At 57.0% G+C, this 26,555-nt stretch carries 27 protein-coding genes; 7 read left to right on the top strand and 20 right to left on the bottom strand.

The features are described from left to right. The first annotated feature begins 62 nt into the window (after positions 1 to 62). Positions 63 to 926 (top strand): LysR substrate-binding domain-containing protein, encoded by an 864-nt coding sequence (locus tag E1180_RS05315; protein ID WP_155190100.1) that lies wholly within the window; start codon positions 63 to 65, stop codon positions 924 to 926. Between the two features lie 102 nt (positions 927 to 1,028). Then, positions 1,029 to 1,409 (top strand): hypothetical protein, encoded by a 381-nt coding sequence (locus E1180_RS05310; protein ID WP_155190098.1) that lies wholly within the window; start codon positions 1,029 to 1,031, stop codon positions 1,407 to 1,409. A gap of 9 nt (positions 1,410 to 1,418) precedes the next feature. On the opposite strand, the gene E1180_RS05305 is transcribed toward E1180_RS05310, so the two are convergent. Beyond that, positions 1,419 to 2,324: a DMT family transporter gene (locus E1180_RS05305; protein ID WP_283404499.1), complete on the bottom strand. Its 906-nt coding sequence runs from the start codon at positions 2,322 to 2,324 to the stop codon at positions 1,419 to 1,421. A gap of 260 nt (positions 2,325 to 2,584) precedes the next feature. On the opposite strand from E1180_RS05305, the gene dapD reads away from it, so the two are divergent. Beyond that, positions 2,585 to 3,436, top strand: coding sequence for a 2,3,4,5-tetrahydropyridine-2,6-dicarboxylate N-succinyltransferase (gene dapD / locus E1180_RS05300; protein WP_155190096.1), 852 nt, complete (start codon positions 2,585 to 2,587; stop codon positions 3,434 to 3,436). 54 nt (positions 3,437 to 3,490) lie between these two features. Here the strand turns inward: dapD and E1180_RS05295 are convergent, their stop codons facing one another. The 3 genes from E1180_RS05295 to E1180_RS05285 are packed head-to-tail and all read right to left on the bottom strand — an operon-like array spanning position 3,491 to position 5,708. Next, the gene (locus E1180_RS05295) at positions 3,491 to 4,081 is read right to left on the bottom strand and encodes a hypothetical protein (RefSeq protein ID WP_155190094.1); all 591 of its coding nucleotides are present in this window, start codon (positions 4,079 to 4,081) and stop codon (positions 3,491 to 3,493) included. Between the two features lie 2 nt (positions 4,082 to 4,083). Beyond that, positions 4,084 to 5,253 (bottom strand): succinyl-diaminopimelate desuccinylase, encoded by a 1,170-nt coding sequence (gene dapE / locus E1180_RS05290; protein ID WP_155190092.1) that lies wholly within the window; start codon positions 5,251 to 5,253, stop codon positions 4,084 to 4,086. 38 nt (positions 5,254 to 5,291) lie between these two features. After that, positions 5,292 to 5,708 (bottom strand): DUF805 domain-containing protein, encoded by a 417-nt coding sequence (locus E1180_RS05285; protein ID WP_155190090.1) that lies wholly within the window; start codon positions 5,706 to 5,708, stop codon positions 5,292 to 5,294. A gap of 225 nt (positions 5,709 to 5,933) precedes the next feature. On the opposite strand from E1180_RS05285, the gene E1180_RS05280 reads away from it, so the two are divergent. Together E1180_RS05280 and E1180_RS05275 are read left to right on the top strand one after the other, a co-directional pair. Further along, positions 5,934 to 8,162: a mechanosensitive ion channel family protein gene (locus tag E1180_RS05280; RefSeq protein WP_155190088.1), complete on the top strand. Its 2,229-nt coding sequence runs from the start codon at positions 5,934 to 5,936 to the stop codon at positions 8,160 to 8,162. A 154-nt stretch (positions 8,163 to 8,316) separates the two neighbouring features. Further along, positions 8,317 to 9,084 carry a DUF2189 domain-containing protein gene (locus E1180_RS05275; protein WP_208996954.1) on the top strand — a complete coding sequence of 256 codons (768 nt, stop codon included), beginning with the start codon at positions 8,317 to 8,319 and terminating at the stop codon, positions 9,082 to 9,084. A 10-nt stretch (positions 9,085 to 9,094) separates the two neighbouring features. Here the strand turns inward: E1180_RS05275 and truA are convergent, their stop codons facing one another. From truA to def, 4 genes are all read right to left on the bottom strand, one after another. After that, positions 9,095 to 9,922 (bottom strand): tRNA pseudouridine(38-40) synthase TruA, encoded by an 828-nt coding sequence (gene truA / locus E1180_RS05270; protein ID WP_155190084.1) that lies wholly within the window; start codon positions 9,920 to 9,922, stop codon positions 9,095 to 9,097. A 7-nt stretch (positions 9,923 to 9,929) separates the two neighbouring features. Next, positions 9,930 to 10,463 carry a GNAT family N-acetyltransferase gene (locus E1180_RS05265; RefSeq protein WP_155190082.1) on the bottom strand — a complete coding sequence of 178 codons (534 nt, stop codon included), beginning with the start codon at positions 10,461 to 10,463 and terminating at the stop codon, positions 9,930 to 9,932. A gap of 21 nt (positions 10,464 to 10,484) precedes the next feature. Continuing rightward, positions 10,485 to 11,423 carry a methionyl-tRNA formyltransferase gene (gene fmt / locus E1180_RS05260; RefSeq protein ID WP_155190080.1) on the bottom strand — a complete coding sequence of 313 codons (939 nt, stop codon included), beginning with the start codon at positions 11,421 to 11,423 and terminating at the stop codon, positions 10,485 to 10,487. Between the two features lie 141 nt (positions 11,424 to 11,564). After that, positions 11,565 to 12,083 (bottom strand): peptide deformylase, encoded by a 519-nt coding sequence (gene def / locus E1180_RS05255; protein ID WP_155190078.1) that lies wholly within the window; start codon positions 12,081 to 12,083, stop codon positions 11,565 to 11,567. A 125-nt stretch (positions 12,084 to 12,208) separates the two neighbouring features. Between def and E1180_RS05250 the strand changes: the two genes are divergently transcribed. Then, positions 12,209 to 13,390, top strand: a complete 1,182-nt coding sequence (locus tag E1180_RS05250; protein WP_155190076.1) for a DNA recombination protein RmuC — start codon at positions 12,209 to 12,211, stop codon at positions 13,388 to 13,390. Positions 13,391 to 13,423: 33 nt separating this feature from the next. On the opposite strand, the gene E1180_RS05245 is transcribed toward E1180_RS05250, so the two are convergent. The 3 genes from E1180_RS05245 to E1180_RS05235 form a co-directional block, all read right to left on the bottom strand. Continuing rightward, positions 13,424 to 14,296, bottom strand: coding sequence for a C40 family peptidase (locus E1180_RS05245; RefSeq protein WP_155190074.1), 873 nt, complete (start codon positions 14,294 to 14,296; stop codon positions 13,424 to 13,426). Between the two features lie 129 nt (positions 14,297 to 14,425). Next, positions 14,426 to 14,776: a MarR family transcriptional regulator gene (locus tag E1180_RS05240; RefSeq protein ID WP_155190072.1), complete on the bottom strand. Its 351-nt coding sequence runs from the start codon at positions 14,774 to 14,776 to the stop codon at positions 14,426 to 14,428. A gap of 57 nt (positions 14,777 to 14,833) precedes the next feature. Beyond that, positions 14,834 to 16,228 (bottom strand): leucyl aminopeptidase family protein, encoded by a 1,395-nt coding sequence (locus E1180_RS05235; RefSeq protein WP_283404498.1) that lies wholly within the window; start codon positions 16,226 to 16,228, stop codon positions 14,834 to 14,836. A 259-nt stretch (positions 16,229 to 16,487) separates the two neighbouring features. Between E1180_RS05235 and E1180_RS05230 the strand changes: the two genes are divergently transcribed. Then, complete coding sequence (locus tag E1180_RS05230; RefSeq protein WP_208996947.1) at positions 16,488 to 17,204, top strand: tetratricopeptide repeat protein; 717 nt, start codon at positions 16,488 to 16,490, stop codon at positions 17,202 to 17,204. A 288-nt stretch (positions 17,205 to 17,492) separates the two neighbouring features. On the opposite strand, the gene E1180_RS05225 is transcribed toward E1180_RS05230, so the two are convergent. The 9 genes from E1180_RS05225 to E1180_RS05185 all read right to left on the bottom strand — a co-directional run bounded on the left by E1180_RS05225 (position 17,493) and on the right by E1180_RS05185 (position 26,407). Beyond that, positions 17,493 to 18,470 carry a type II secretion system F family protein gene (locus E1180_RS05225; RefSeq protein ID WP_155190069.1) on the bottom strand — a complete coding sequence of 326 codons (978 nt, stop codon included), beginning with the start codon at positions 18,468 to 18,470 and terminating at the stop codon, positions 17,493 to 17,495. Positions 18,471 to 18,479: 9 nt separating this feature from the next. Continuing rightward, the gene (locus E1180_RS05220; RefSeq protein ID WP_155190067.1) at positions 18,480 to 19,499 is read right to left on the bottom strand and encodes a type II secretion system F family protein; all 1,020 of its coding nucleotides are present in this window, start codon (positions 19,497 to 19,499) and stop codon (positions 18,480 to 18,482) included. A gap of 6 nt (positions 19,500 to 19,505) precedes the next feature. Continuing rightward, positions 19,506 to 21,002, bottom strand: coding sequence for a TadA family conjugal transfer-associated ATPase (locus tag E1180_RS05215; RefSeq protein WP_425280900.1), 1,497 nt, complete (start codon positions 21,000 to 21,002; stop codon positions 19,506 to 19,508). 30 nt (positions 21,003 to 21,032) lie between these two features. Then, on the bottom strand, positions 21,033 to 22,340 hold the full coding sequence (locus E1180_RS05210; protein ID WP_155190065.1) for a CpaE/TadZ family protein: 1,308 nt from the start codon (positions 22,338 to 22,340) through the stop codon (positions 21,033 to 21,035). A gap of 12 nt (positions 22,341 to 22,352) precedes the next feature. Then, positions 22,353 to 23,072: a CpaD family pilus assembly protein gene (locus E1180_RS05205; RefSeq protein WP_155190064.1), complete on the bottom strand. Its 720-nt coding sequence runs from the start codon at positions 23,070 to 23,072 to the stop codon at positions 22,353 to 22,355. 10 nt (positions 23,073 to 23,082) lie between these two features. Beyond that, on the bottom strand, positions 23,083 to 24,513 hold the full coding sequence (locus E1180_RS05200) for a type II and III secretion system protein family protein (RefSeq protein ID WP_208996946.1): 1,431 nt from the start codon (positions 24,511 to 24,513) through the stop codon (positions 23,083 to 23,085). 38 nt (positions 24,514 to 24,551) lie between these two features. Continuing rightward, positions 24,552 to 25,313: a Flp pilus assembly protein CpaB gene (gene cpaB, locus E1180_RS05195; protein ID WP_155190060.1), complete on the bottom strand. Its 762-nt coding sequence runs from the start codon at positions 25,311 to 25,313 to the stop codon at positions 24,552 to 24,554. Positions 25,314 to 25,571: 258 nt separating this feature from the next. Continuing rightward, the gene (locus E1180_RS05190; protein WP_155190058.1) at positions 25,572 to 26,078 is read right to left on the bottom strand and encodes an A24 family peptidase; all 507 of its coding nucleotides are present in this window, start codon (positions 26,076 to 26,078) and stop codon (positions 25,572 to 25,574) included. 164 nt (positions 26,079 to 26,242) lie between these two features. Next, positions 26,243 to 26,407 carry a Flp family type IVb pilin gene (locus E1180_RS05185; RefSeq protein ID WP_155190056.1) on the bottom strand — a complete coding sequence of 55 codons (165 nt, stop codon included), beginning with the start codon at positions 26,405 to 26,407 and terminating at the stop codon, positions 26,243 to 26,245. Positions 26,408 to 26,555 lie beyond the last annotated feature (148 nt).

Here is a 26,555-nt window from a genome sequence, read left to right as displayed (position 1 = left end):
GGCTGGTGCTTCGGGCCGATTTCAAATAGATTGAGCAAAACTCAACAACGGACTGTGTCGGAATGGCCTCGCTTCGAGCGCTTCATGCGTTTTCCCTGTTAGCACGGCATGGGCGGGCGGCTCTGGCCGCTGAAATGCTTGGCGTGTCGCCGTCTGCCCTGTCCCATCTGATGCGGAAGCTTGAGGGAGAACTGGGCGCTACTCTGGTCAACCGTGACGGGCGCGGGCTCAGCCTGACGGAAGAGGGCCAGCGGCTGGCCCTCAGTCTCGGCGATGCGTTCGACAGGATTGAAGACGCCGTCGACAGCTTCAAGCGCCGCGGCAGGACCGAACTCAGGATCAGCACCGTCTCCACCTTTGCCACCCGTTGGCTGATCCCGCGCTTGCCACAGTTCCAGGCCGAGCAACCGGATGTGGAGCTTCTGTTGTCGACATCGACCCGCATGATCGATCTCGACCGCGAGAACTACGATTGCGCAATCCGTCTCGGCGAGGGACGCTGGCCTGGCGTTGAAAGCCACCTGCTCTGGAAGGAACATCTGGCCGTTGCCGTCGCGCCTGCGCTTCTTGCAGGAAAGGACCCCAAGGACCCGGATGTTTTGAACGGTCTGCGGCTTCTTCACAGTGCTTCCCGGCGCAATGACTGGTCCGTCTGGCTGGAAGCCTCCGGGCTGACCCATGCCGATACCAAATCCGGAATGGTCCTGCAGAGCCGGGATCTTGCCATCCAAGCCGCAATTGCCGGCATGGGAGCAATCGTCATTGACCGGCGTTTCGTCTCCCAGGAACTCGCAGCAGGCCACTTGATCATGCCGGACTGGGCCGTGTTGGAGCTGGATACTGGTTACTGGTTCGTGCGCTCGCCCATCCGCACATTGAGCAGGCCCGTGGCCGCTTTCCGGGACTGGCTGCAATCCGCGCCTTAACCCAGCAAAGTACTTTCCCTTGCGTTAAATAAAATTTTAGTTTCCTATTCCCCAAGCAAGGCTCCGATGGCAGGAGCCAAGTTAAAGGACCGGGGGCTAAATATGTTTTTGCGTTTCGTTCGCGCAGCAATCCTTCTTGTACCGTTTGTCATCGGTGCAACTCTTGCAAATCCAGCTTCAGCACAAACCATCAAGTGGCAGTTTCAGAGCAACCATCCCAATGTGGTGAATGTGGAGCTTTATTCCGACAGCCGCCGAGGGCATGTCTGGCCCGGCAGCAACCGGGTCTATGTTTTGGACGATTATTCGACCAAGACCATCAATATCTCCTGCCGCTATGGTGAAACGATCTGTTACGGCGCCTGGGTCCGCAACCGCAACAACAGTTATTGGGGTGTCGGCTACAAGAACCGCAACCGGTGCTCTAGTTGTTGCTACCAATGTGATGGCGGAACAACGAATGTCATTGTTTTGAACCCTTAGGATGCGCGATTAACCCAGCAGGATCAAGCCAATCACGGAGCCGGTTATCAAAACACAGCCCATGATTTCCGGGCGGGAGACAGATTCCTTGAAGACCAGCCAGGCTGCCAGGAACGTGAACACAAGCTCGATCTGGGCCAGGGCGCGGACATAAGCCACATTCTGCAGGGTCATTGCGGTGAACCAGCCAATTGACCCCGCAACCCCGGCAAGACCGACCCAGACCGCAGTCCGCCAAGTGGAAAGGGTTGCCTTGAGTTCACCCGGCGCGCGCCATGCCATCCAGCCTGCCATGATCAGGGTCTGCAGTACCGTGGCATAGACAAGGGTACAGCCCGCCTGCATCGGGACCTCGGTGCCTTCCAAAGACAGCGATGCCATCCTGTAGGCAACGGCCGAGGCGCCGAAAAAACCGGCGGACGCCAGTCCGATGGCCGCCGGACGGCTCAACAGCGCACCTTTGACACCCGCCCAGCCCTTATGCGTGCGCGCAAGGGAAATGACGACAACACCGGCAACGCCGGTCGTGATGAAGCCTGCGGAGGCGAGCGATATCCGGTCTCCAAGGACAATCAGCCCGAACAGCGCCGCCAGGATCGGTTCTGTCTTGGAATAGGCCGTGCCAACCGCAAAGTTCCGGAAGCTGAACAGCTCGACTAGCAGGAAGGTTCCCAGGATCTGGGCGACCCCGCCAAGGGCTCCGGCGATCAAAAGCGTACTGGTGACGGCCGGAAACGGATACGCGAACCCGTAGTGCAGGACGGCAACATAGAGAATGGCGAACGGCACACCATAGGAAAACCGGACAAAGGTCGCCCCCGTTGTGCCCAGAGCGCCTTTAAGATGCTTTTGCAGCGCGGACCGCAGGTTCTGGCAAAACGCTGCGGCAATCGTGATCGGTATCCATGTTTCCACCGGTGCTGTCCTTAGAGTGCAGTTCTATGAGCGGATCTTAGGTGATCCGCCATCGGGTGTATGTTGTCATTTCGGCAAGCCGGTGTTGATCTTTCTTCATGCCCCTCCTCCGCAAAACGCCTATCGCAGACGCGTTATAGAGCGTGCAGCGGCCGCGCGATGACGGTTTCAGGACGCCTGGACAGCCTCCCGCGCTTGACAGTCCATCCACCGCGGCTTAGGTCGCATTAACCTTTCAAACTCCGGAGACAGTCTTCCCAATGGCCCACGATCTTGCCTCCCTTGAAACCACCATCGATGCCGCCTTCGATGACCGAGCTTCCATTGACACATCGACCACCGGCGCTGTGCGCGATGCGGTCGAAACTACGCTGAACCTTTTGGACCGCGGCCAGCTGCGTGTGGCGGAAAAGAAGGACGGGGACTGGGTTGTCAATCAGTGGGCAAAGAAGGCTGTCTTGCTTTCCTTCCGCCTTAAAGCGATGGAAGTTATCAAGGGCGGTCCGGGCGATGCTGCCTGGTGGGACAAGGTCCAGTCCAAATTTGACGGCTGGCGCGGCATCGACTTTGAGGAGGCCGGCTTCCGGGCCGTTCCGAACTGCACCGTGCGCCGGTCCGCGTTTATCGGCAAAGGCGTCGTCTTGATGCCGTCCTTCGTCAATCTGGGAGCCTATGTCGATGAGGGCACCATGGTCGACACCTGGGCGACCGTTGGCTCATGCGCACAGATCGGCAAGAACGTGCACCTGTCCGGCGGTGTCGGCATTGGCGGTGTTCTCGAGCCGCTTCAGGCAGGTCCCGTCATCATCGAGGACAATTGCTTTATCGGCGCGCGTTCTGAAGTGGTCGAAGGCTGTATCGTCCGCGAAGGCTCGGTTCTGGGCATGGGCGTTTACATCGGAAAGTCCACACGTATCGTGAACCGCATGACCGGCGAAATTTCCTACGGCGAAATTCCGCCCTACTCTGTTGTGGTTGCCGGATCCATGCCGACATCCAGCACCATGGGCAATGGCGAGGCGGCTCCCAACCTTTATTGCGCGGTCATCGTGAAACAGGTCGATGAGCAAACCCGCTCCAAGACCGCGATCAACGATCTGCTGCGCGACTAATCGTCAAAATATACTCACTAAAATTCAGGGCCCGCCGTCATCCGGCGGGCTTTTTCACGCAAACAGGCGGCTTGCAAGCTCACCGATCAGCAAGGTCAGCACCACATCGAGGGCAACGACGGCAATCGCAAGGCTGATGGTGGTCTGAAGCGCGATCCGTGTGACGAGATAGCTGTAATAGAGCAGCATCACCAGGCAGGTAATCGAGAGCAGCACGAAGATCCCTGTCGGGATGATCCCGATGAGATAAAGAACAGCCGTCAGAAGGAATGGCATGTTGGCCAACAGGCTGGTCCAGTTCCGGGCAACCACAAAAGGCACATAGGTCCGCGACAATCCAATCGGGCCCGCCAGCAGGGCCAGCACAAGCGGCAACGCAATCCAGCTCGCCGCAAACCCCAGCAGTTTTGCCCACCAGTAGGCATTTTCGGGAAAAGCACCGAGCGAGGGATCGGCCTCGGCCACAATCGCATTCCGCTCTGCCATGGCGCTCAAGACGAAAATCGGCAGAAGCAGGAATATGACCTGGAACGACCGCCAGAAGCCGGGCAATGACTGATCGAAATAGCTCATGCCTTCAGGGCGGCTCCGCAGAAGAAGCCAGGAGCCCTCGCAGGCTGCGCGGATTTCGTTTGTGCTGATCAACTCTACGCCTCTATGTGGCCGAAATATCCATCAAGAAAACGCTTATAGATTGCCGCAAGGCGGTCAAGGTCGGCAACTGCGACACATTCATCGACCTTGTGCATGGTTTGCCCGACGAGACCGAACTCGACCACGGGGCAATAATTCTTGATGAAACGGGCATCGGACGTTCCGCCGCCCGTTGAAAGCTCCGGCCGCCGGCCGGTTTCCGCCTCAACTGCGTCCGTCAATGTGGCGATCAGGGCTTCGTCGTTGGTCAGGAAGGATTCGCTGGCATCCCGTTTGAACGTCAGATCGAGCTTGAGACTGCCAAGGTCGGCCGCTTCCAGTGTTTCCGTGATCTTCTGTTTCAGGCCGTCCAGTGTCCATGTGTCGTTGTAGCGAATGTTGAAACGTGCTTCGGCCCGCGCGGGGATAACATTGAACGCCGGGTTGCCCACATCAACGGTCACGATTTCCAGGTTGGACGGCTCGAACCGCTCATTGCCGTCATCCAGCTTGAGCGCATTCAGCGCGGCCATAAGCTTGACAAGTCCGGGTATCGGATTGTCGGCAAGATGCGGGTAGGCCGCATGTCCTTGAACACCGGTCACGGTCACGATACCGGACAGGGAGCCCCTGCGTCCGACCTTGATCGTGTCACCCAAAGCGCTGGGGTTGGTCGGTTCACCGACGATACAGGCATCGAACGAATGCCCCTGCGCCTCGGCCCATTTCAGCAGCTTGACCGTTCCGTTGACGGCCGGGCCCTCTTCATCCCCTGTGATCAGGAACGACAATGTGCCGCCAAAATCCGCCCCGCGTTCGGACACAAAATCAAGGGCGGCCGCGGCGAAGGAGGCAATCCCACCCTTCATGTCGACCGCACCGCGCCCGAAAAGAACACCATCGGCAACGGCACCCTCGAAGGGGCCGTGCGACCAATCGGATGCATTGCCTGCCGGAACCACATCGGTGTGCCCGGCAAATACAAAATGCGGCGCGCCAGACCCGATCGTCGCAAACAGGTTTTCGACATCCGGCGTCTCATCATCCTGAAACGTCACGCGATTGACGCGAAACCCTTTGTTTTCGAGAAGGGCTTCAAGGGCAGCCAGTGCCCCGCCTTCTTCCGGTGTCACGGACGGGCAGCGGATCAGGGTCGTTGCGATATCAAGGGCCGATGCAGCCATGGGGCGTCTTTCATTTGATTGGAAGTGCCGGGCAGACCTTACTGCCAGTAACTGTCAGGCAAGGGTCCGTGGCGGTTGGGAGCAGGCTCGGGCGCCTGAAAGGCAAGATACCCCATTATCGCAAGATTGAGGACGGGCACCAGAAGAAGAAGCGCAAAAAACCCACTTCGGCCAATGTCATGCAGGCGTTTGACGACAATCGCGAATTCGATCCAGACCAATGCGAGGGCTGCAAACAAGGTCACCGGGTTGGCCATGAAGAAAAACGCCATCGCTTCCGGATCACCGGCCTGCTCCAGCCCAGCCATGGCCCAAGCCCGGTTCAAGATCACCCCGACGGACACCCAAAAGCCCAAACAAAGCAAATACGCCTCGCGGCCGAGGCGTCCCTTCGGGCTGAGAAGCGCCCAGGACAGGTTTGGAGCAATATTTGCGTCAGGCAAAGGAGCGGTCATGTCATCCCGTGGGTCATATAAGGTTCGGCAAGGAGTTAGTCGTTTCGACCATTGGGATCAAGCGTTGTCCAACGCATCCGCCCTTAATTGTCGCACCAGTCCGTTTGGCTTCGCTTTCCTCCATGCCTTAACCCTTCTGATTACGCTTGAGAATTTAGATGGATTTTGCCACCCAAGCGCGACTAAGGTGGTCGCATCACGCATCACCGCCGAGGGGGCTCGCCGATGACCGTATACTGGCATTCCTTTTCCAAAATCCTGTACTGTCTCGTTTTTCTCTTTTTATTGTTCGGAGCTCTTGCGCCCGCCTCCGCACAAGACGGCGCGAAACCGCTGCCGCCATCGCTTCAACAGGACGCCATTCAAAAGCTTGTATCGGACCTTGACCCTGACCAGGTTGAAGCGCTCGGCCAGCTGATGACGCTGCTTCAGGACAGCGCTGCCGAAAGTGCAGGCGCGGAAGCTGCAGACACACCGGGACTGCTCGTTCAAATTCAGACGGCCCTCAATGATTTCGGCGCCATGGTTCTGGGGCATTTTCTCAGCCTGCCGGATCTCTTTTCCGCTCTTTTCGCCGGTCTCGGCGCGCTTTTGGCCGGCACTGTCGCGGGGCCGGTCCATATTCTTGTTGGATCAATCGCGTTGATCCTTGCCGCCGGATTTGCAGCCGAGTTCGCCTTCAACCGGTTCGTCGCCAACAAACGCGAGGCCATCCGGTCCAATTCGCCCGAAAGCCTTTATGAAACCGTCAAGCTCGTCTCCATCAGGGCCGGCCTTGATCTCGGCGGGCTGGTCATTTTCGCTGTTGTGGCATTGATTGCCGCCCGTCTGGCCGTCTTTGATCCGGTGACACGCTCCTACGCGCTTCAGGCGGTCTTCTGGATCGTGTTCTTGCCGAGGATTATTGCCGCGCTCTTGCGGTTTGCACTGGCCCCTCACAGAAGTGAGCTGCGCCTCGTCTCAGCGGACAATGCCACCGCACGCGCGCTCTACCGCAGTTTCACGACCGTGTTCGCGGTGGTTGGGGTCGCATTCTTTCTCCGCAACGTCATGCAAGGGGCCGGTGAAGATTCTGGCGGAACGTTCCGTTTCTTTATCGGCTTTGCGGTCAATGCATGGCTGATTGCGATCATCTGGCAGGCCCGGCGCGGTCTCACAAGCATCATCCTGGGCGACGAGGAGGACCCGACCAGCGGACTGGAGCGCATGGCGCGTTTCTGGCCCTATTTCTCCATGGGCTTCATCGCCTTTAACTGGCTGCTGGGCCAGGTTGCCGCCAGCATGCAGATTGAGGCGCTCACGGCCGGCCGGTCTCTCGGCGTTATTGCACTTGTCATCTTCGCCCCCTTTCTCGACACGATGGTGCGAGGTATCGTCTCCCATATCGTCCCCCCGATGCAGGGAGAAGGTCCCGTGGCCGAAGCTGCCCATCTTCAAACACGGCACAGCTATGTCCGCATCGCCCGCGTTGCCCTGATCGCCTTTCTCATTCTTGCCGTCGGCCGGATCTACGGGATCAATCTGCTCGCCCTTGGCGGAGACGACGGCTCTGCAGTGGCGCGGAACTCTGTCATCTTCTTGCTAATCCTGGCGGCCGGATATCTGGCCTGGGAAATCACCAATCTTTGGGTGAGCCGCCAGCTGGCAAAGGATTCCCCGCCCGTGGAGACGGAAGATGATGACGCGGAAATGGGCGGCGCGGGCAAGTCACGCCTTGCAACAATCCTGCCGCTGCTGCGCATGGTGCTGCAGGTTGCCATTATCACGCTGACGGTGCTGCTGGGGCTAAGCCAGCTCGGCGTCAACATCACCCCGCTTCTGGCCGGGGCCGGCGTCATCGGCCTTGCCATCGGCTTCGGGGCGCAAACCCTTGTACGGGACGTGGTCGCCGGGATCTTTTTCCTGGTGGACGACGCGTTCCGGATGGGCGAGTTTATCGACACTGGCGGCGTTCAAGGCGCAATCGAAAAAATCTCGATCCGCTCCCTTCAGCTCCGGGGGACCCGCGGCGCGGTCCATATCGTGCCCTATGGCGAAATCCCCCAACTGACCAACCTGTCCCGCGATTGGGTCATCATGAAACTCCGCTTCACAGTCCCCTTCGGCACCGATACGGAGAAAGTGCGCAAACTCTTCAAGCGCATTGGCCAGGACATCATGGAGATGGAAGAGTACAAGGACGACATCCTGGCGCCGTTCAAGGGCCAGGGGGTGAACGATGTCGACGACGTGGGGATCGTCGTCCGGGGCAAATTCACCACGAAGCCCGGAAAACAGTTCGGGGTCCGGAAGGAAATCTACAAACGCGTTCAACAAGCCTTCGAAGAAAACGGCATCGAATTCGCGCGCAAGGAAGTCCGGGTTCATATTCCAGAGACCACCAAGCTGGACGAAGGGCAAAAGGAGGCGCTCGCAGGCGCAGCCGCCGCTGCGGCGGATCCCAAACCTGCATAAGCCCTTTACCCGATTGAGTGCCCCTGGGTTCTGTAGGTAAGATGTCACGGTCTGTGGACTGAGATCAGCACATTGCTTTTGGGAGGAAGCAACCATGACCGACAAGACCACATCGCACGCACAAAGCGAAACCGGCACCCCGGCCATCCGCCCGATGCCGAAAGTGGTTCCGATCACCGGCACCGATGTGATCGATGCCCTGGGCGCGGGATTGATGGACTTCCGCAGAGCCCCGGTCTACGGCTTGGTGATTGGCGCGTTTTTCGCGGTAGGCGGCCTGTTTGTCGTCTTGACCGCAGGGGCGCTGAACATGAGCTATCTATCCTATCCAGCAGCGGCGGGATTTGTCTTGCTTGGCCCGTTTGCCGCCGTCGGCCTTTATGAGGTCAGCCGCCGTCTGCAGACCGGTGAGCCTCTGTCCTGGTCATCGATCTTCGGCGCGATGTGGGCCCAGAAAGGCCGTGAGCTTTCCTGGATGGCCTTTGTGGTTTTGTTCATTCAGATCATGTGGATGTACCAGGTGCGCTTGCTTCTGGCGCTGTTCCTCGGGTTCAGGTCCTTCTCCTCTTTCGAGGAATTCATGACCCAGGTCCTCACAACGTCCGATGGGCTCATGTTTCTCGCGGTCGGCCATGTGGTCGGTGCGATCCTGTCGCTGATCCTGTTTTCGTTGACCGTTGTGTCCTTCCCGCTGCTTCTGGAAGAGGACCGGGATTTCATCACGGCCATGATCACAAGCGTAAAAGCCGTTTTCACTTCACCGTTGCCGATGCTCGGATGGGGACTGGTCGTGACCCTTGTTCTGGTTGTGTCGATGCTTCCTGGCTTTTTAGGACTGGTGATCACCCTGCCCGTGCTCGGGCACACGACTTGGCATTTGTACAAGAAATGCGTTGTGAATGACGGTCAGGAGGCTGCTTAGGGCAGCGGACCTATGCGCCGGGATCGTCGGCGATTTCTGCGTCCATTGCTGCCTTGCGGGCCTGCCAATCGGCATAAAGCGCGATATCAACATCAGCAGGGCGGTAGTCGACCCGTGTGAGATAAAGGCCGTCTGCCGGGGCAACCGGTCCGCACGCCGTGCGGTCACGCGCCGCCAGGGCCTTTGCAATATCGCCCGGGCCCCACTTGCCCTCGCCGACCAGGCGCAAGGTTCCGACCATTGAGCGAACCTGATTGTGCAGGAATGAGCGTGATGCACATTCGGCAATCACAAATTCGCCCTCGCGCCGGACCGAGAATGTTTCGAGCGTTTTTTCAGGGCTTTTCGCCTGACAGCGGGAATGGCGGAAGGTCGTGAAGTCGTGGTGGCCGACGAATTCCTGTGCTGCTGCATGCATGGCATCGGCATCGAGGTCCGGTTTGACGTGCCAGGCGAGCCCGCGATCATGGGTCAGAGGCGGTATTCGGTTATGAATGCGGTACCGGTAGGCCCTGCGGATTGCGGAAAAACGTGAATCGAAGCCTTCATGCATTTCCGTGCAATCCAGGATGACAACCGGATCCGGCTGGCAATGAAAATTCATGGCGCCCATGATCGTGCGCACAGGCCAGGATTTTGACAGGTCCATATGGAACACCTGCCCGGTGGCATGAACGCCGGTATCCGTGCGGCCAGCCCCGCCAATCGTGACCTCTTCGCCTGAAAACGCCTTGATGGCGCGTTCCAGAACGGCCTGTACAGACGGCGCGTTTGCCTGGCGCTGCCAGCCCGAAAAAGGCCGCCCGTCATATTCAACGGTCAGTTTGTATCGCGGCATCTGCGCCCTATTCGAATTCTTCAAACGGCGTTGCAAACGCCACTTCGACCGGGAGGTCGCGGGTACCGGCGTCTGTCAGCGCCAGCGCCATGAACGCAGCCCCCGCGTAAGGCCCTTTGACCTTCTCAGCCAGCGTGGCATCAAACCCAAACCGTGGAAAATAGGCAGGCGGCCCGAGGACCAGAACAAGGTCTTCGCCCTTTGCCTTGAGATCTTCAAGCGAGCGCTGGATGAGTGCTGAACCGATCCCGGTTCTTTGCAAGCCCGGGCTGACGGTTACCGGTGCAAGACAGGCTACCTGCAGACCTTGCCCCGGGCCAATGGCGGCAGGCGTCACCCGGCTGTAGGCGATATGTCCGGCAATGCGGCCACTGCCGTCAATTGCGACCTGTTCCAGGACCAAGGCCCCGCAATGCCGCAATGTGTGGACCAGCCGGGCCTCGGTTTCGGACGGGAAGGCCTCGGTCAGAAGCGCGGCAACCGCTTTTTCGTCAGCGGTCTCAACGTCCCGTATGGTCAGAGTGGTCTGGTCCGTGTTCATCCGTTTCTCCCAGCCGGTAATCTATCCGAGAACCGTGCCTGCCGGAAGCTTCGTACCCCGCAGGAATTCGGCTCCGGACATTGGTTTCTTGCCCGCGCGCTGAACCTGCCCCAGACGCACCGCCCCCTCAGAACAGGCAATGACTGGACCGTGATCAGCGTCCAGAACAGTTCCAGGCGCAGCTTTCCCCTCAACAAGACTGCTGCGCAGGATTTTCACCCGCTCCGGCTTTCCGCCCAGCTCCATCTCGCACCACGCCCCTGGAAAAGGTGACAGACCCCGGATGTGATTATGCACCTCGCTTGCGGGCCGGGACCACTCGATCCGCGTCTCCTGCTTGGACAGTTTCGACGCGTAGGTAACACCGTCCGCCGGTTGTGGTGTCTCGGTCAGACCGCCCCAGGACAAGGCCCCAAGAGCTCTGCGGACCAGGTCGCCGCCAAGGCCGGACAACTGATCGTGCAATTCGCCAGCGGTCATGTGCTCGCCAATGGTAGCGCTCTCCGACATGCACACAGGCCCGGTGTCCAGTCCTTCTTCCATGCGCATCACCTGCACAGCGGTTTCCTTGTCACCTGCCATGATCGCGCGGTTGATGGGAGCGGCACCACGCCAGCGCGGGAGGAGGGAGGCGTGAAGGTTCAAGCAGCCGTGAACGGGTGCGTCCAGAACCGGTTTGGGCAAGAGCAAACCGTAGGCGACCACGATCGCGACATCCGCATCATGGGCTGCAAATTGCGCTTGCTCTTCCGCTCCCTTGAGGCTGTCTGGAGTGTAAACCGGGATCCCGAACCCTTCGGCCGCCTCATGAACAGGCGATTTTTTCAGGTCCATGCCCCGGCCGGCCGGGCGTGGCGGCTGGGAATAGCAGGCCACGACTTCGTGTCCCTGACCGACAATTTCCAGAAGGGTCGGCACCGAAAAATCCGGGGTACCCATAAAAACTACACGAAGAGACATTGCATACCCGAGTGGTTCGAAGAGTGTGACCCGTTATTGCGCCTCCGGCACACCAGGGCCACCGGAGGCTGCTCCAGATTGGCGTTCCGTCCGGTGTCCTGCGTTTGAGCAAACGTGCAAAGGACCAATCTGGGGCGCCTGTTAAAGTTTTCCGGCGAGCTTGGCCTGCTTGGCGAATTTCTTGGTAACCCTGTCGCGTTTCAGCTTCGACAGGTAATCGATGAATAGTTTACCGTCCAGATGATCGAGCTCATGCTGGATGCAGGTTGCCAAAAGACCATCAGCCCTGATCTCCTGTTCCGCCCCCTCCCGGTTCAAAAACTGGACCGTAACTTCGGCAGGGCGTTCGACATCCTCGAAATATTCGGGGATCGACAGACAGCCTTCCTGGTAAACCGAACGCTCTTCACTGGACCAGACAATCTTGGGATTGATGAAGACCATCGGTTCTTTCGGCGCGTCTTCCTTTGCCACATCAAGCACGAAGATGCGCTTCAGCACTCCAATCTGACTGGCGGCCAATCCGATACCGGGGGCATCGTACATGGTTTCCAGCATGTCATCGGCGAGCGCCCGGACGGTATCGTCGACGGTGTCGATAGCCGGACAGACTTCGCGCAAGACGGGGTCGGGAATGGTGATGATCGGGCGTATTGTCATGCGCCTGACATAGGCAATTGTGGCGGACCGGTCAACGCGGAAAACATCGGTTCGCGGCGGGTTTTCAACCGGCTGGAACAGCTCAGCGGATGGGCGGGCGCCGCGAATCGTTCTATGTTTGTTTCATGTATGATGTTTTGTTTGTGTTTGGCGGTCGGCCGGTCACCGTTTTCGAAGCGGCAATTGCCGGCGGACTTTTCCTGCTGGCGCTTATTCTGTGGCTGGTATTCAAGACCAAGCGCCAAATCCAGTCCCGTGCGGAAGCCGACACTGTTGCAGCGGAGCGCATCCGCGAACTGGAAAGTCATCTAGGGCAATTGCTGAAAAGCCAGGGGGAAATGACCGGTCGCATGCAGACCATGGCCGAGGTCTTTGGCTCCCGGCAATCCGACCTCATGCGCGCGGTCAATGACCGCCTGGACGGGATGGGCCACAAACTTGGCCAGTCCATGTCGCACACCAGCAAACAAACCAATGATGGCCTGCGCCAGCTTCACGAGCGATTGGCCGTGATCGACCGCGCTCAAAAGACAATCACAGACCTGTCCGGCCAGGTTGGGCAGCTTCAGGCAATCCTTGCAAACAAGCAAACCCGTGGTGCCTTCGGACAAGGACGCATGGAAGCAATCATCCAGGATCAGATGGCCCCGAGCGCCTACTCGTTCCAGGCCACCCTTTCAAACAGCACCCGGCCGGATTGCCTGATCCATATGCCCAACGGCGCCCCGCCGCTGGCCATAGACGCCAAATTTCCCCTGGAAGGCTTCAATCTTCTGCGCAATGCGGAAACCGAAGATGCTCTCAAACAGGCCCACGCACAGTTCCGCAGGGACTTCACGAAACACATTCAGGACATCAGCGAGAAGTATCTTCTGCCCGGCGAGACACAGGACACGGCCTTCCTGTTCGTTCCATCTGAGAGCATATTTTCCGAACTCAACGAGCGGTTTGAGGATCTGGTGCAAAAGGCGCATCGGTCACGTGTCGTTATCGTGTCGCCATCCCTGTTGATGCTCTCGATCCAGGTGATCCAGGCTGTCTTGCGCGACGCGAAAATGCGTGAACAGGCCCATCTCATTCAGGCCGAAGTCGGTCACCTGATTGCCGATGTGGGGCGCCTGAACGACCGTGTCGGCAAATTGCAGTCGCATTTTGCCCAGGCCAACAAGGACATCGACAACATCCTCATATCAAGCGACAAGATCTCGAAACGCAGCCGCAAGATCGAGGATCTGGAGCTTGGGGAGGCAGAGACCGCCGCAAAGGATAGTCAGCCGGCGCAACAACCGCTCAGCCTCAACGGATAACTGACCGGTTAAAGCGGTTCTCGATAATATTGGTCAGATGACCGGCAACCGGCGCGCCCGCGTGATCTCACCCCATTCCGTCTCTGCAATCCGCTTGATGGCTTTGTCGAGTTTTTCAAACGCAACCGTCATTGTATGGCCATTGGCATGCAAAAGCTGATTTGGTCCCGCGATAATGCCGACATGGCCCTTCCAGAAAAGAAGATCACCGCGCCTGAGCGACACCGGATCCAGGTGATCGATCTCTTCCCCCGCCTCGGCTTCCTGCATGTCGCTGTCCCGCGGCAGATCATGTCCCCCCGCTTGGGCGGCAAGCTGCACCAGGGCTGAACAGTCAAGACCCAGGCTGCTCCGCCCGCCCCACAGATAAGGTGTCCCGACCAGTTCGGTGGCCACTTGCACCCAGTCTTCAGCAACATAGTCGACTGGCACCAGGTGCCTTGCAACCACAGCCGAGCCATCCTCCAAAATGGCATAGGTGAGCCCCCGGTTTTCAACTTCACCTTTAACCGACACCTGAGAACCTATGGACATAAGGCCGAGCGGTGGAAACTTGAGGTCCGGCCCTGGATACCTGTAGGTGCGCAACGCCCGGACACGGTGCGTTGCCGGTGTGACCTTGCCCAGGCACTCGGAAGGAAGCCAGCCGACATAGCCATCCGTGTCGAGCTGCCCCCAGGCCCAGCCTTCGTCCGTTGTTTCATAAACCGTCACCCATTCGCCGCGCAGGGCTTCCGTGTCGATGGACCGGCTGCCATCCGGCGCCGGGCGCAGGGCAACTTTGTCGGCGGTAATCTGAAAAACTTCGCCCTCGGCAAATGCGCCGGCGTCGACCCGTCCCTTGTAATCGAGAGCAGCCAGATCAGGGCGGACCGGATGGCGGCGGCGGTCAAGTGTTTCGGACATCGTTATAATCCAGGCCTATGCGGGTTAGACCCGCTGCGGGCGGGAAATCGGAACCGATTACCGGCCCAGACGGGTCGATTACTAACGAGCTGAGCACCTTACGGTGTTTTCAAGCAAACATCCGATGCTCTAACGCGGCAGTTCCAGCGCCTTTTCGACAACAAGATCTCCAAGTTGCTCCAGATAAAGCGCGCCTTCAACGGTTCGGGTTATAATCACGTTGCGCTTGTCGGCGTCATCGCGCTTCCTGGACAGCAAACGCAATCCGCCAAGCGTGTCCAGCGCCCGCGTGATCGCCGGTTTGGTCACATTCAGTTTCGCCGCAAGACCGCGCACCGTATGCGGTGGCGGCTCCAGATAAACGGTCAGCAATATGGTCAGCTGGCGCGCGGACAGGTCCTGATCCTGATCGCGCACCAGCGCCAAATTCACTTCATGCATAAGTTTCAGCGCCTGAGAGGCGCGCAGATCAACTGGCATCTGTGAGAGAACCCCATCCTTCGCCCACAGTCTAACCGGAAAAACGTTTCGGAGCCGTTATTGTGTTTTGCTGAAACGCTCTTCAATCAAGGAAAACAGGGTGCGGATGCCTTGGGCTTCGCCGCCGGACGGTTTTCCCGGCTTTTCCATCGGGGTCCAGCCGTAGATATCAAAATGCGCCCAGCTTTTTGAATTCTCGACAAACCGGGACAAGAACAGGGCCGCGGTGATCGATCCGGCAAAACCGGTTCCCGACGTGTTGATGTGGTTGATATCAGCCACCTTGCTGTCGAGATAACTCATGTAAGGCTGCCAGAGAGGCAAGCGCCAGAGCGGATCGGATACGGCTTCCGAAACGACGGAAATGTCCTCCGCCAGCTCCTCATCATGAGTATAAAACGGAGGCAGATCGGGGCCGAGGGCCACCCGGGCCGCGCCGGTCAACGTGGCCATGTCGAGCAGGAGATCGGGATGCTCCTCGTCGGCAAGCGCCAAGGCATCCGCCAGGATCAGGCGCCCCTCTGCATCCGTGTTGCCAATTTCAACTGTAATGCCTTTGCGGCTCGGCAAAACATCCCCCGGCCGGAAGGCGTTTCCGGCAATGGCGTTCTCGACGCACGGGATGATCACCCGCAGCCGGACCGGCAACTCTGCCGCCATGATCATTGCAGCCAGACCGAGGACGTTGGCCGCACCGCCCATGTCCTTCTTCATCAGGGCCATCGAATTACCGGGCTTGATGTTGAGACCACCGGTATCAAAGATGACCCCTTTTCCGACAAGTGTGACCTTTGGGTCGTCCTCCTTGCCCCATGTGTAATCGGCAAGCCGGGGCAATCTTGAACTGGCGCGCCCAACGGCATGAACCATGGGGAAATTCTCACCCAACAGGTTTTCGCCAACAACAACCCGGCCTGTCCCGCCATGGGCGTTGAACAGATCACCGGCAGCCTTTGCCAACTCTTCCGGGCCAAGATCGTTCGCAGGGATGTTGATCAGGTCGCGGGCGAGCTGTACGCCCTCTAGGATCACGCTAATCCGGTCGAGATCCACATCGTCTGATACCGCGATACGGCGCGAAGCTGCAGGCTGGGCCTTGTACTTGTCGAATACGTAAGACGACAGAGCGAAGCCGAGGGCTGCTTCGGCATGATCTGGAATGGTCTGGTCCAGGTGATAATCCCCTTCCGGCAACGTCCTTACCAGAGAACCGAGAGAGAACGGATGAGCCAAGCGCTCGCCGGACAGTCCGAACAGGACAGCTGTCACCTCACCGCGCAAGCCCGGCACAAGCTGGAAAGCCGAGGCTGTTCCGGTAAAACCGTTTGCCGTGCACCATGCGCGGGCAGGCTCACCCAGCTTGGCAAGAACATCTTCCAGGCTGGCTTCCGTCACACCTATGATTGGGGTTGATACTGATACTTCCGATTTCCGGACAAGGCTCTGACGCACTGGCGCACTCCGTCGATTCTGTCGATCTGGTCGACTACTCGTAATCCGCGCCGGTGGACTTCGCAATATCAGGCTCCGGCCACCGGTCCCGCGTTATGTCATCGTTGCAGAACGCAAGCCTGTTTAACGATCCATTAGGGTTAACAGTCTATTTCTTTAGGTAAGTTTAAAGGTGCGACCACCAAGGAATTCGATCATGAACGCGCTTCAGTCCCGCTCCAAACCAAAGAAACCATCTTTAGGATTCAAGGTTGCAACAATGGCGGCCGTCTTGCTTGCGGCTGGATGTGCGTCCAACAAATCCAACACGGGCACGCATTCGCCGGGCAGCGGACTGCAATCCAGCGCACCGGGAAGCACGCAAACACGGGCCGCGGTCAACAAATGGGGACGCGCCTATGAGAAGGATCGGAAAAACCGGACCGCTATCCTTGGTTATGCCAGCGCCCTCAGCCAGAACGGCCAGACGGAACAGGCGATGGCCGTTCTGCGTGCGGGCGTTATCACCTATCCAAGAGACAGGGAGATTGCCTCGGCCTATGGCAAGGTGCTCGCGATGCGGGGACACTTCGACGAAGCCTTGAATGTATTGCAGCGGGCGCAGGTCCCGGCAACACCCGATTGGAAGCTCATGTCCGCGCAGGCAGCTATCCTCGATCAGCTTGGCAAGCATCAGGAAGCGCGGAACCTCTATCAGCAAGCGCTAAAGATTGCGCCCGATGACCCTAGCTTGCTGAACAATCTCGGCCTCTCTTATCTTCTCAGCAACGAGCTTGCAGATGCCGAATACACGCTCCGGCGCGCTGCAACGCTTCCCGGTGCCGACAGCCGTGTCCGCCAGAACCTTGCCTTGGTGCTGGGTGTGCAGGGCAAATATGATGAGGCCATCCAGGTTGCCCGCGCCGAGCTCGACCCGCAGCAGGCAAAAGCCAACATCCAGTATCTGCAAGCCATGATGAAACAGCGTCAGGGCTAAGGCTGCCGTTTCCAGCTGGTCTGATTTAACCCCTGATGCCAGGTCGTTAAATCCGGCCACGGGTAAGATGTGGCTTGTGTTCCCCAAAACGAATTCATTGCGTGCATGAACGCGTTGATGGCCTTGCGTCCGGCAATTGCCCTGCGATCAATTGATTTCATTCAGCCTGGCAGCGCTTTGCCTTATCCACGCCAGTGTGTTTTGGGTTTGATCGGTTTGTTAAGCCATGACTAACAATCGAGCAATATCAGGACAGCTTACGTTTCTTCTAGCCGCACAATAGTTGCTTTACTTAAACGTATCCATGATTTGCATGACTGCGGGCCCCATAATCACGACAAAGAGCACGGGAAGGAAAAACATGATCATTGGAACGGTCAGTTTTGGTGGCAGAGACGCCGCCTTCTGCTCTGCAAATTGCATCCGCTGCGCGCGCGTATCCTCGGCCATATTCCTAAGGGCTGTTCCAACCGGCGTTCCGTACCGCTCTGACTGAACAAGCGCCATCATGACGTTCTTTACGCCATCCACGCCAGTTCGTTTTGCGAGATTTTCATAAGCCGTTCGACGCTCGCTCAAGAAGGACAGCTCCGCTGTCGTGAGAGACAACTCTTCTGCAAGATCAATGGACTGGATGCCGATTTCGTCAGCGACCCTGCGAAAAGCCTCCTCGATCGACATACCCGATTCAACACAGATCAACATAAGATCTAGTGCGTCCGGCCAGGCCCTTTGAATTGCCAATTTTCGTTTGTCGATCTTGTTCTTCAGATAAAGGTTCGGCACGAAAACGCCGATACCAGCAACCACCAAACATGCACAAAGCTTTGTTATGAGTGGATATTTTGGCGGCATGACCAGAAATGCATACAGCATTGCGATCACCAGCAGGATGGCCGGGATCGCAATACGCGCCGTCAGAAAGTAGTAAAGCGGAGCTGACCCCCGGTAACCCGCCATGCGGAGGCGGTCCTGCGTGCTGTCATCTGCCAGCATCTCCTGGAGGTTAAGCTTATCAACCAGGCTTTTCATCTGTGCCTTCGGCTGATTGCGCAACGACGCTTTTCTTTCTGCCTGGCCAGCCTGAAGGCGTGCTCGTTCCTTTGCCCGGATTTTGTCTCGTTCCAACGCGACCGACTTCATCCGGCTTTTCAGGGCATCCCGCGACAAAAGGGGCATGACCAGGGAAAAAATCGTCCCGGTCACGGCAATCATGGCAAGAACGGCTGCAGCAAACTGGGGGGTTGCGAGTGTTTCTAGGTTCATGACACCCCCTTAGAAATCAAAATTGATCATTTGGCGCATCACCAGAACACCCATCAGCATCCAGACCGCGCAACCGGCCAAAAGAAGGTGTCCGGTCGGCGTAACGAACAGCAGAATGATATAGTTCGGAGAAACCATGAACATGATACCGGCGACAGCAAAGGGCATTGATGCAATGATGCCAGCTGATGCCTTTGCCTCGGAGCTGAGCGCGGTGATCTTGCCTTTCATGGCTTTCCTTGCGCGTAAGACCTTCGACAGGTTTGCGAGCGCTTCGGCGAGCCCGCCGCCTGCTTTCTGTTGAATCGTAATCACGATGGAAAAGAAGTTCGCTTCTGCGAGCGGCACCCGGTCTGGAAGCCGGGAGACCGCTTCGGCCAGAGAAACCCCCATTACCTGCGTCTCTCCGATTTTCCGGAACTCTGACGCGACTGGTTCCCGTGCTTCGCGGGCTACGAGCTTAATGCAATCTCCTAGCGGAAGACCCGCCTTCACGCCACGTACAATAATATCGACCGCATTTGGAAACTCATCCAAAAATGCATTGAAGCGCTTTTTGCGTCTGCTGCCCACATACCAGCGCGGAAACCCGAAGCCACCGACAAATGCAAAGCCAGCAGTGATCAACAAGCTCCCGCTTAAAACCAGACCCGCGACTGCAAAAATTATGGCAAAGACAACACTAAAAATTACGAAATGCTTCATCTCCCAGGACAAACCAGCCTGCTCCATCCGGGCCTTTAGTGAAGCGTTGTTCTGTTTTTCCTGCTTTGCGCGCTGCCGGTCCTCGAAGTCTTTCAACTGATCCTGGATCGACTTCTTTCGCCGGTTGTTGTCCTGAACCTGGCGCCGCTGCTTTTCCGACTGAGGGCGCGCCGACACGGCCTGAAGACGCTTGTCACTGCGCTTGGAGCCGGACAATGCCGGTTGAAACAACCCATATATCAAGCCCGCGACGCTGAACATGACCAGAAGCGCTACCGCAATTCCGGTCACCGTCGGTGTCAACAGCTCCTCTAAACCCGCCATATTACATTATTCCACTGCATATTCAGGCATTTCGGCAGCATCGAGCGCCTGTGCCAAACGGTTTTCCTCACCAAAGTAGCGGGCGCGATCCCAGAACTTCGGACGACCGATCCCGGTCGATCTATGCCGGCCAATGATCCGCCCATTCGGATCCTCACCAACCATGTCATAGATGAAGACATCCTGGGTCGTGATCGTATCACCTTCCATGCCAAGCACTTCGGTAACATGTGTGATCCGGCGGGACCCGTCCCGAAGACGTGCCGCCTGCACGACCACATCAATTGAAGACACGATCATCTCTCTCAATGTTCGGGAGGGAAGCGAAAATCCGCCCATCGTGATCATTGATTCAAGCCGTGAAAGAGCCTCTCTCGGAGAGTTGGCGTGGAGGGTCCCCATGGACCCGTCGTGACCTGTGTTCATTGCCTGCAACAGGTCAAAGGCCTCAGGTCCACGCACCTCGCCGACGATAATGCGTTCCGGGCGCATACGAAGGCAGTTCTTCACCAAATCGCGCATCGTGATCTCACCCTCCCCTTCAAGGTTGGGAGGACGCGTTTCCAGGCGAACAACATGCGGCTGTTGCAGCTGCAATTCCGCGGAATCTTCGCAGGTAATGATGCGTTCGGTGCCGTCAATGTAAGCGGTCAGACAGTTCAAAAGGGTCGTTTTACCGGAGCCCGTACCGCCGGAAATGAGAACATTACACCGGGACCGTCCGATGATCTGTAGAATCGTCGCGCCTTCCTTCGTAATCGAGCCGAACTTCACCAGTTGATCAAGGGTGAGCTTGTCGCGTTTGAACTTCCGGATTGTTAGTGCCGGACCATCAATCGAGAGCGGCGGCGCAATAACGTTTACACGAGACCCATCCGGCAAACGCGCATCACAAATTGGGCTTGCATCATCCACACGCCGACCAACCTGGCTCACAATACGCTGGCAGATGTTCATCAGCTGCGCATTGTCGCGGAAAGTGACCCCTGTTTGCTCAACCTTGCCCTCGGTTTCGATGTAGACGGTGAAAGCGCCATTGACCATGATGTCGGCAATGTCGTCACGCGCAAGCAATGGCTCAAGAGGTCCGTAACCGAGGACATCGTTGCAGATATCCTCAAGCAGATCCTCCTGTTCAGAGATCGAAAGAACAACGTTCTTCAGTGCGATGATGTCATTCACAACATCGCGGATCTCGTCACGTGCATCTTCCGCATCCAGCCGGGCCAGCTGCGACAGGTCGATGGCCTCTACGAGCGCATTGAAGATCTGCGCCTTCGTCTCGTAGTACTCGCTTGTCTTTTTGCGCGGAGCAGGTGCCTGCGCCGGTTGCGGCGGAGGGGCAACGGAGGGGCTTTTGGGCTCAGTTTTGATCGGTGCTGGCGGCTCGGGCGGAGAAACGCCGGCAGCATCCTCAATCTGCGGGATTTCAGGCATACCGGCAGGGCCGCCGGGCCGGACCGGCGGTGTCCCTGTCGATGTGCTGCCGCGTCTACCAAACATAATAACCTACTGCTCCATTCATGCGCGCATCTATCCGGCTCTGCGGGTCAGCTTCGACAAAAGGCTTCCCAGGCCAGGACGCGCTGATTTGCTCGGTTGCGCTTTGCCTGACAGCGTAATTGCGAGATCATCAAATACCTGCGAGATCGGATGTTTTCCGTCCAATTCACCAATCATCTGGCCATTGTTGGCTGCTGTGCCGAACAGTTGAGGCTCGAATGGTATCGATGCTTGCACTGTCAAACCCAAAGCGCTGGCAAATTCTTCCGGCTTGATTTCCGGACGTTTCGGAACGTTCACCTTGTTTATGATCAGGTGCGGTGGACGGTCGTTGGGACGCATTTGCTTCAGCGTATCGGCCACGTTTTTGGCATTCCGCAGATTTGCAAGATCCGGCTCAGCCACCAAAACGATCTCATCGGCATTGAGCAGAACGTTCTTGACCCAGCCGTTCCAGGCATGCGGGACATCCAGGACAACGTGGGGCGTGCTTGCAAGCATGGTTTCGCACAAGAGGTCGAAAGATTTTTCCCCGTAATCGTAGGTTCGATCCAGGGTTGCTGGGGCCGCCAACAGGTTTAGATGTTCGTTGCACTTGGACAGAATGCGATCGAGGTAGGTCTCGTCGAGCCGCTCGGGCGAGGATACGGCCTCAAAAACACCTTGCAGCGGATCTTGATTGAAATCGAGGCCAGCGGTTCCGAAAGGCAGGTCCAAGTCGGCGATCACAACTTCGTGCTGGTAGCTGCGCGCCAGAGCCCAGGCGCCATTATGCGCAATCGTGGACGCCCCACAGCCGCCCTTGACGCCGAAGAACGCCACTGATTTCCCAAGCGGCTCGGCTTCCGGGTTGCCGTAAAGGTTTCCAATCGCTTCAATCAACTGAAATACGGATACCGGCGTTATCAGGTATTCGCTCACACCGCGGGAGATCAGCTCTCGATACAGGGAAACATCATTAATGTCCCCGATGACGATCACCCGCGTTCCCGCATCACAATATTCTGCGAGCTGATCAAGTCCGGTAAGAAGGCTCTCTTTCTGGCCGGATGTCTCGACGATCACTAAGTTAGGGGTCGGCGCTTGCTCAAACATTTCAATAGCGCCGGGAATACCGCCAAAGTCCGTCTTCAGATGCGCTTTTGCCATCCGGCGGTCTTCGGTTGCCGCTTCGAGCACCCGCATGGTCGCCTCGGTCAGGCAAAACCCCTGGATTGTTACACGCGGGACTGACCTGATATGCGCAGCTTCTTCGCCACTGGGAAACCGCTCGTCCATCGGTTCACGAAGGGGCAACGGGCTCTCCGGAGAACTTGTGTAATCTGTCTCGGCACTCATCGTCGTCCTCACTTACTGTGCAACATCTGCAACTTCCGCGCCGACGCCTTCTTCATACTCACCGGCAGTAATCTGACCTGCGCGATAATTTTCGAAGACGGTCGCCCGGCGTTGGCGGTCTGCCGGAGTGCTGGCTCTTGGAGTGATGAGATCGGATGGATTTTCGACAATCGCCGCCAAATTGGCCTGGGACGCACATCCGAAATTATAGTAATTGTTATTCTCCCCGATCCCGCCCGTTATGTTCTTTGGCCAGTTCCCGCATTTTCCGGCTGTTGCCTGCATAGCAATATAAGACAGACGTATCGGCGCATCGGCCCCGGCATCGCTCACCGGATACGTCCGGGTCGAAATCTGCGATCGTGACAAACCACCGCGCTGAAGTGCGGTCCGGATATCCTTCGAGACCGAATGGACCGCAGATTCATTGGCCGCGCCTGACGGGATCAGAACTTCGACCTTGCCATTTCCTTGAGTGCGTGACTCCATGGCAAACTGGGTCACTGTATCTTCGATAGGACCAACCAACTGGCGAGTGTTGCGCCCAATTGGTAAATCAAGCGTTTTCGGTGCCTCCGTCAGCACAATAGGGTGCTGGTACCGGTAGTCGTGGCTTGCAAGCATCTGATCCGGCGTTTGGGAATTGTTCTGGCAACCGCCCAGTAAAACCGCCAGACATAATGCACCGGCGTGGAGGCCAGTTGCAGATCGGATTGTTTTCAGTTTCTGCATCTGTGCGTCCTCACTTGTAAATAAAGCCGACTTGGCCGTGATATGTGCCCGCATCACCGGTCTCATTTACGCTGAAGATCTTGTTCAGCCGGTTCAGGAAAATTGTTTCGGCATCGGAAGGCGGCATCAGGTTTTCATCCGGCCGGACAAGCTGCTGCCGGGCCACCGGATTGACCACATAGGGGGTTACGAAAACCATGAGTTCCGTTTGTTCCCGTAGAAAGTCGCGGCTCTTGAAAAGCGAGCCAAGGATCGGGAGCTGCATAAGACCCGGAACACCGTCCACGGTCTGCTGATATTGTTCCTTCAACAAGCCAGCCATGACGAGCGTCCCCCCGGAGGGAAGTTCGATCGTGGATTCAGCACGGCGGACTTTTAGGGCCGGAATGACAATATCTGAGAGCGTAATTGAGCCGTCATTGCTGAGCTCGCTGACCTCGGTCTTGACACGCAAGCTAATTCGGCCGCCGGACATGACGATTGGAGTAAAGTCCAATCCGACACCGAATGTCTTGAATTCAAATGTGATTTCGTTGTCGTCCTGAGCAATGGGGATCGGAAACTCGCCGCCGGCCAGGAAGCTTGCATTTTCTCCGGAAATGGCGGTCAGGTTTGGTTCCGCCAGAGTTCGCACAACACCGTCCCTTTGAAGCGCTTGCAAACGCGCATCAATCGATGTGCCGCCAACATTGAGTACGGTTCCGACATTCAGCTGATTGATAATATTGGAGTTCACACTGAAGTCGTTCGTTCTGCCGAGAAACGGTATAAAATTTCCGGTCGCCGCGGCTGCTGGACCTGTTAGAGTCGCGTTGGTGAACTGGACACCGAGTTGTTTGATCACTGAGCGTTCAACTTCGGCAACCGTCACTTTCAGATGCACCTGATCTTTTCCGGAAACCGAAATCAGATTAACGACTTCGGTCGAGCTATCCACCCCCTGAAACTTTGCCGCAATGTCTGCTGCCTGCTGAGCTTCCAGTGAGGTTTTGGCCGTCCCGCTTAAAACGACACTGCCGTTAAAGGATTCAGCGGAGATGTTCGATCCTGGAATGAGTTTGCGAATAATCCGGGTGAGATCGGACGTATCTTTTTCAACGCGCAGATTGAAGCTCGCAAGTTCCCGTCCGCTTCGACCGAACAGCACGAGCCGCGATTGGCCCGCCGTGTTTCCGATGACGAATATCCGGCGGGGTGTCCGCAAAACCGCGTCGGCTATCTCCGGGTTAGAGACCAGAACATCTGCCGCATCTTCTGCAAGATTGATAACGACGGACCGGCCAATGCCGACATTCAAGATCCGGCCTGAAGCGCGCTCACCAGCAGCGATATGAACCTGATTTGGAAAATTGTCCTGTGCGGTGGCGGGTTTGCCGGTTTGCATGACCCCCGCGAGGATGATCGCGGAGGCAAGTATAAACCGGGAAGCAAACGTTCTCATCGCGGGCCTCACAGTCCGTGTTTTATTGCTCTTTTTCATTACTGGGCCCCTCCTTGTGTTTTTACGCCATATTTGACGTAACTCACACCGCGCCTAGTCATCCCGGAGGGTTCATCATCGGCGGAATCTTGGGCACTACGAAGCGCAAGATCGATCGTGCCAACCTTTTGGGCTTGGGCGACGATCTCAGATTCCGACAGAGTGAGCTCGAGGGTCGCAGTCCGCTTCGGCGACAGGTTTTTCTGGTCTTCTTCCCCTGCGGTGGTCGCGTCGATCGCGAGCACCCTGATATTTTCCAGAATTGTTTCGCTCAAAACGAGGTCGTCATTTTCGCGCGTGAGAATGAGATCCACCTTGTCGCCGGGCAAAATGAACCCGCCGGCAGTCGTCTCGGCTTCCACGCTGACTGCAATGGCCCGTTTCCCTTTGGGCAGGATTGCGGACATGAAACCCTTGTCCGTGCGAATCAAACGCTCCGGCCGGATCGGTTCGCCTTCAAAGATTGGGGTTTTGGCGATCTGGCCGATCAGCGTCTCTTCCGTAACCGTTTTCGACTGCCTTGTAACGGCACCATTCGGGACCGCTTGTTCCGGCCAGTCAGCCCATGCAAAATCGTCCTTGGACAGCTTTCCCCCAAGCCGAATATCTTTCGCAGCAACAAGGACTTGCTCGCTGGGGGCCTGTTCGGCCGGAACCACCACGACTTCCGGCTCAGAACCACCTGACATCATGATCATGCGGAACGCCACAAGCCCGGCTGCAACGGCAACTGCCAAAACAAGAAAACGTGCGATCTTCATGACCAATTCCCAATTCTCTAGACGCTGACAACGCTATTCCAGACTAGAATGAGGGGTAATTGGTCAAAACATGGTTAACCATGCGTAGATGTTTTTGGTTAATATTCGTTAATACTACTAAATAGTAACTTAATTTATTGCATAATGAACAATAAGAGATCACTTACGTCTGGAAATCACTGGAACCTGGGACGCGAGGCGATGGCCAGCTCCTGCAGGTGCGAGGGCCTTTGTACAAGTCTGGATTTGAATTTCGGCTTAGGAAAGCGCTGAAAACAATGTCGTCTGTGTATATGTCTGCAGACCGGCAGCTGCGATCGCAATGCCGTAGGGAATACCGCTTTCCCGGCTATAGAGCCTGGCAAACCATTCTTGGCGGAGTAGAAATTCAGGCACAATCAACCGGTTGCGAAGAAGCAACAAGCCAAAGGTCAATATCATTCCATAAATTGCAACAAGGAGGATAAAGATCCCGAGCTGTTGCGAGTAGCCAATCCACAATGCAATCGCGCTGATGAACTTGACGTCTCCGCCCCCCATCCAGCCAGCGGCGAAACAAATGAAAAAAGGCACAAAGATCACGATCAAGCCAAGAGCATGCACGCCCCAACCATAGGCGGGAAGCCCTGCGAAAAGCGCAACAACGCAAAACCCTGCAATTAGCAGGATCGAAACGCCGTTGCGGATCGTCATCGTGAATAGATCCGAGATGCCGCCAAAAGCGACCAGGAATGGAAAAATTGAAAGGATTGCGGCGGTCAGCATGCCATGCCCCCAGTCAGAAACTCTGTCCCAATATAGCCAGACAAGGGTTAACGGTTAGCAAGCCGCTGAACACAATAAAAAACGGGCGGAAACCGCCCGTTCTTGATCCAGCCGAATTTGCAAAAACAGATCTTGGTTTTGCGCTTCGGAAACGTTTGCCGTTCTTACTGCAGAGCAGTATCAACGGAGTCAAACAATGCGCCAACGCTGGTACCAGCTGCAGTTACGCCGCCAACGATAACGATGGACAGGAGACCCGCGATCAGGCCGTATTCGATTGCAGTTGCACCAGATTCGTCTTTGATGAAACGGTTCAGAAGAGATTTCATATTTCTTGCTCCAAGTACCACTGAGTTACAGCTTTGAGCTCGACGGGTCTTTGCGTTGCCCGTTCGAACATGAGCCCAACCTAGAGCAGAGACATTTCCAACAGGTTAAATTCGCAGCGGCATGTTGAGATAATCCTGACAATTATGC

This window comes from Roseibium denhamense (genome assembly GCF_009711415.1).
Classification (GTDB): domain Bacteria; phylum Pseudomonadota; class Alphaproteobacteria; order Rhizobiales; family Stappiaceae; genus Roseibium; species Roseibium denhamense.
This window is presented reverse-complemented; position numbering and strand designations above follow the sequence as displayed.

Excerpts from the sequence above, each read along its gene's own strand:
- E1180_RS05315 (WP_155190100.1), top strand. The coding sequence starts at position 63 with ATGGCCTCGCTTCGAGCGCTTCATGCGTTTTCCCTGTTAGCACGGCAT.
- E1180_RS05310 (WP_155190098.1), top strand. The coding sequence starts at position 1,029 with ATGTTTTTGCGTTTCGTTCGCGCAGCAATCCTTCTTGTACCGTTTGTC.
- dapD (WP_155190096.1), top strand. The coding sequence starts at position 2,585 with ATGGCCCACGATCTTGCCTCCCTTGAAACCACCATCGATGCCGCCTTC.
- dapE (WP_155190092.1), bottom strand. The coding sequence starts at position 5,253 with ATGGCTGCATCGGCCCTTGATATCGCAACGACCCTGATCCGCTGCCCG.
- E1180_RS05285 (WP_155190090.1), bottom strand. The coding sequence starts at position 5,708 with ATGACCGCTCCTTTGCCTGACGCAAATATTGCTCCAAACCTGTCCTGG.
- E1180_RS05280 (WP_155190088.1), top strand. The coding sequence starts at position 5,934 with ATGACCGTATACTGGCATTCCTTTTCCAAAATCCTGTACTGTCTCGTT.
- E1180_RS05275 (WP_208996954.1), top strand. The coding sequence starts at position 8,317 with ATGCCGAAAGTGGTTCCGATCACCGGCACCGATGTGATCGATGCCCTG.
- truA (WP_155190084.1), bottom strand. The coding sequence starts at position 9,922 with ATGCCGCGATACAAACTGACCGTTGAATATGACGGGCGGCCTTTTTCG.
- E1180_RS05265 (WP_155190082.1), bottom strand. The coding sequence starts at position 10,463 with ATGAACACGGACCAGACCACTCTGACCATACGGGACGTTGAGACCGCT.
- fmt (WP_155190080.1), bottom strand. The coding sequence starts at position 11,423 with ATGTCTCTTCGTGTAGTTTTTATGGGTACCCCGGATTTTTCGGTGCCG.
- def (WP_155190078.1), bottom strand. The coding sequence starts at position 12,083 with ATGACAATACGCCCGATCATCACCATTCCCGACCCCGTCTTGCGCGAA.
- E1180_RS05250 (WP_155190076.1), top strand. The coding sequence starts at position 12,209 with ATGTATGATGTTTTGTTTGTGTTTGGCGGTCGGCCGGTCACCGTTTTC.
- E1180_RS05245 (WP_155190074.1), bottom strand. The coding sequence starts at position 14,296 with ATGTCCGAAACACTTGACCGCCGCCGCCATCCGGTCCGCCCTGATCTG.
- E1180_RS05240 (WP_155190072.1), bottom strand. The coding sequence starts at position 14,776 with ATGCCAGTTGATCTGCGCGCCTCTCAGGCGCTGAAACTTATGCATGAA.
- E1180_RS05230 (WP_208996947.1), top strand. The coding sequence starts at position 16,488 with ATGGCGGCCGTCTTGCTTGCGGCTGGATGTGCGTCCAACAAATCCAAC.
- E1180_RS05225 (WP_155190069.1), bottom strand. The coding sequence starts at position 18,470 with ATGAACCTAGAAACACTCGCAACCCCCCAGTTTGCTGCAGCCGTTCTT.
- E1180_RS05220 (WP_155190067.1), bottom strand. The coding sequence starts at position 19,499 with ATGGCGGGTTTAGAGGAGCTGTTGACACCGACGGTGACCGGAATTGCG.
- E1180_RS05215 (WP_425280900.1), bottom strand. The coding sequence starts at position 21,002 with ATGTTTGGTAGACGCGGCAGCACATCGACAGGGACACCGCCGGTCCGG.
- E1180_RS05210 (WP_155190065.1), bottom strand. The coding sequence starts at position 22,340 with ATGAGTGCCGAGACAGATTACACAAGTTCTCCGGAGAGCCCGTTGCCC.
- E1180_RS05205 (WP_155190064.1), bottom strand. The coding sequence starts at position 23,072 with ATGCAGAAACTGAAAACAATCCGATCTGCAACTGGCCTCCACGCCGGT.
- E1180_RS05200 (WP_208996946.1), bottom strand. The coding sequence starts at position 24,513 with ATGAGAACGTTTGCTTCCCGGTTTATACTTGCCTCCGCGATCATCCTC.
- cpaB (WP_155190060.1), bottom strand. The coding sequence starts at position 25,313 with ATGAAGATCGCACGTTTTCTTGTTTTGGCAGTTGCCGTTGCAGCCGGG.
- E1180_RS05190 (WP_155190058.1), bottom strand. The coding sequence starts at position 26,078 with ATGCTGACCGCCGCAATCCTTTCAATTTTTCCATTCCTGGTCGCTTTT.
- E1180_RS05185 (WP_155190056.1), bottom strand. The coding sequence starts at position 26,407 with ATGAAATCTCTTCTGAACCGTTTCATCAAAGACGAATCTGGTGCAACT.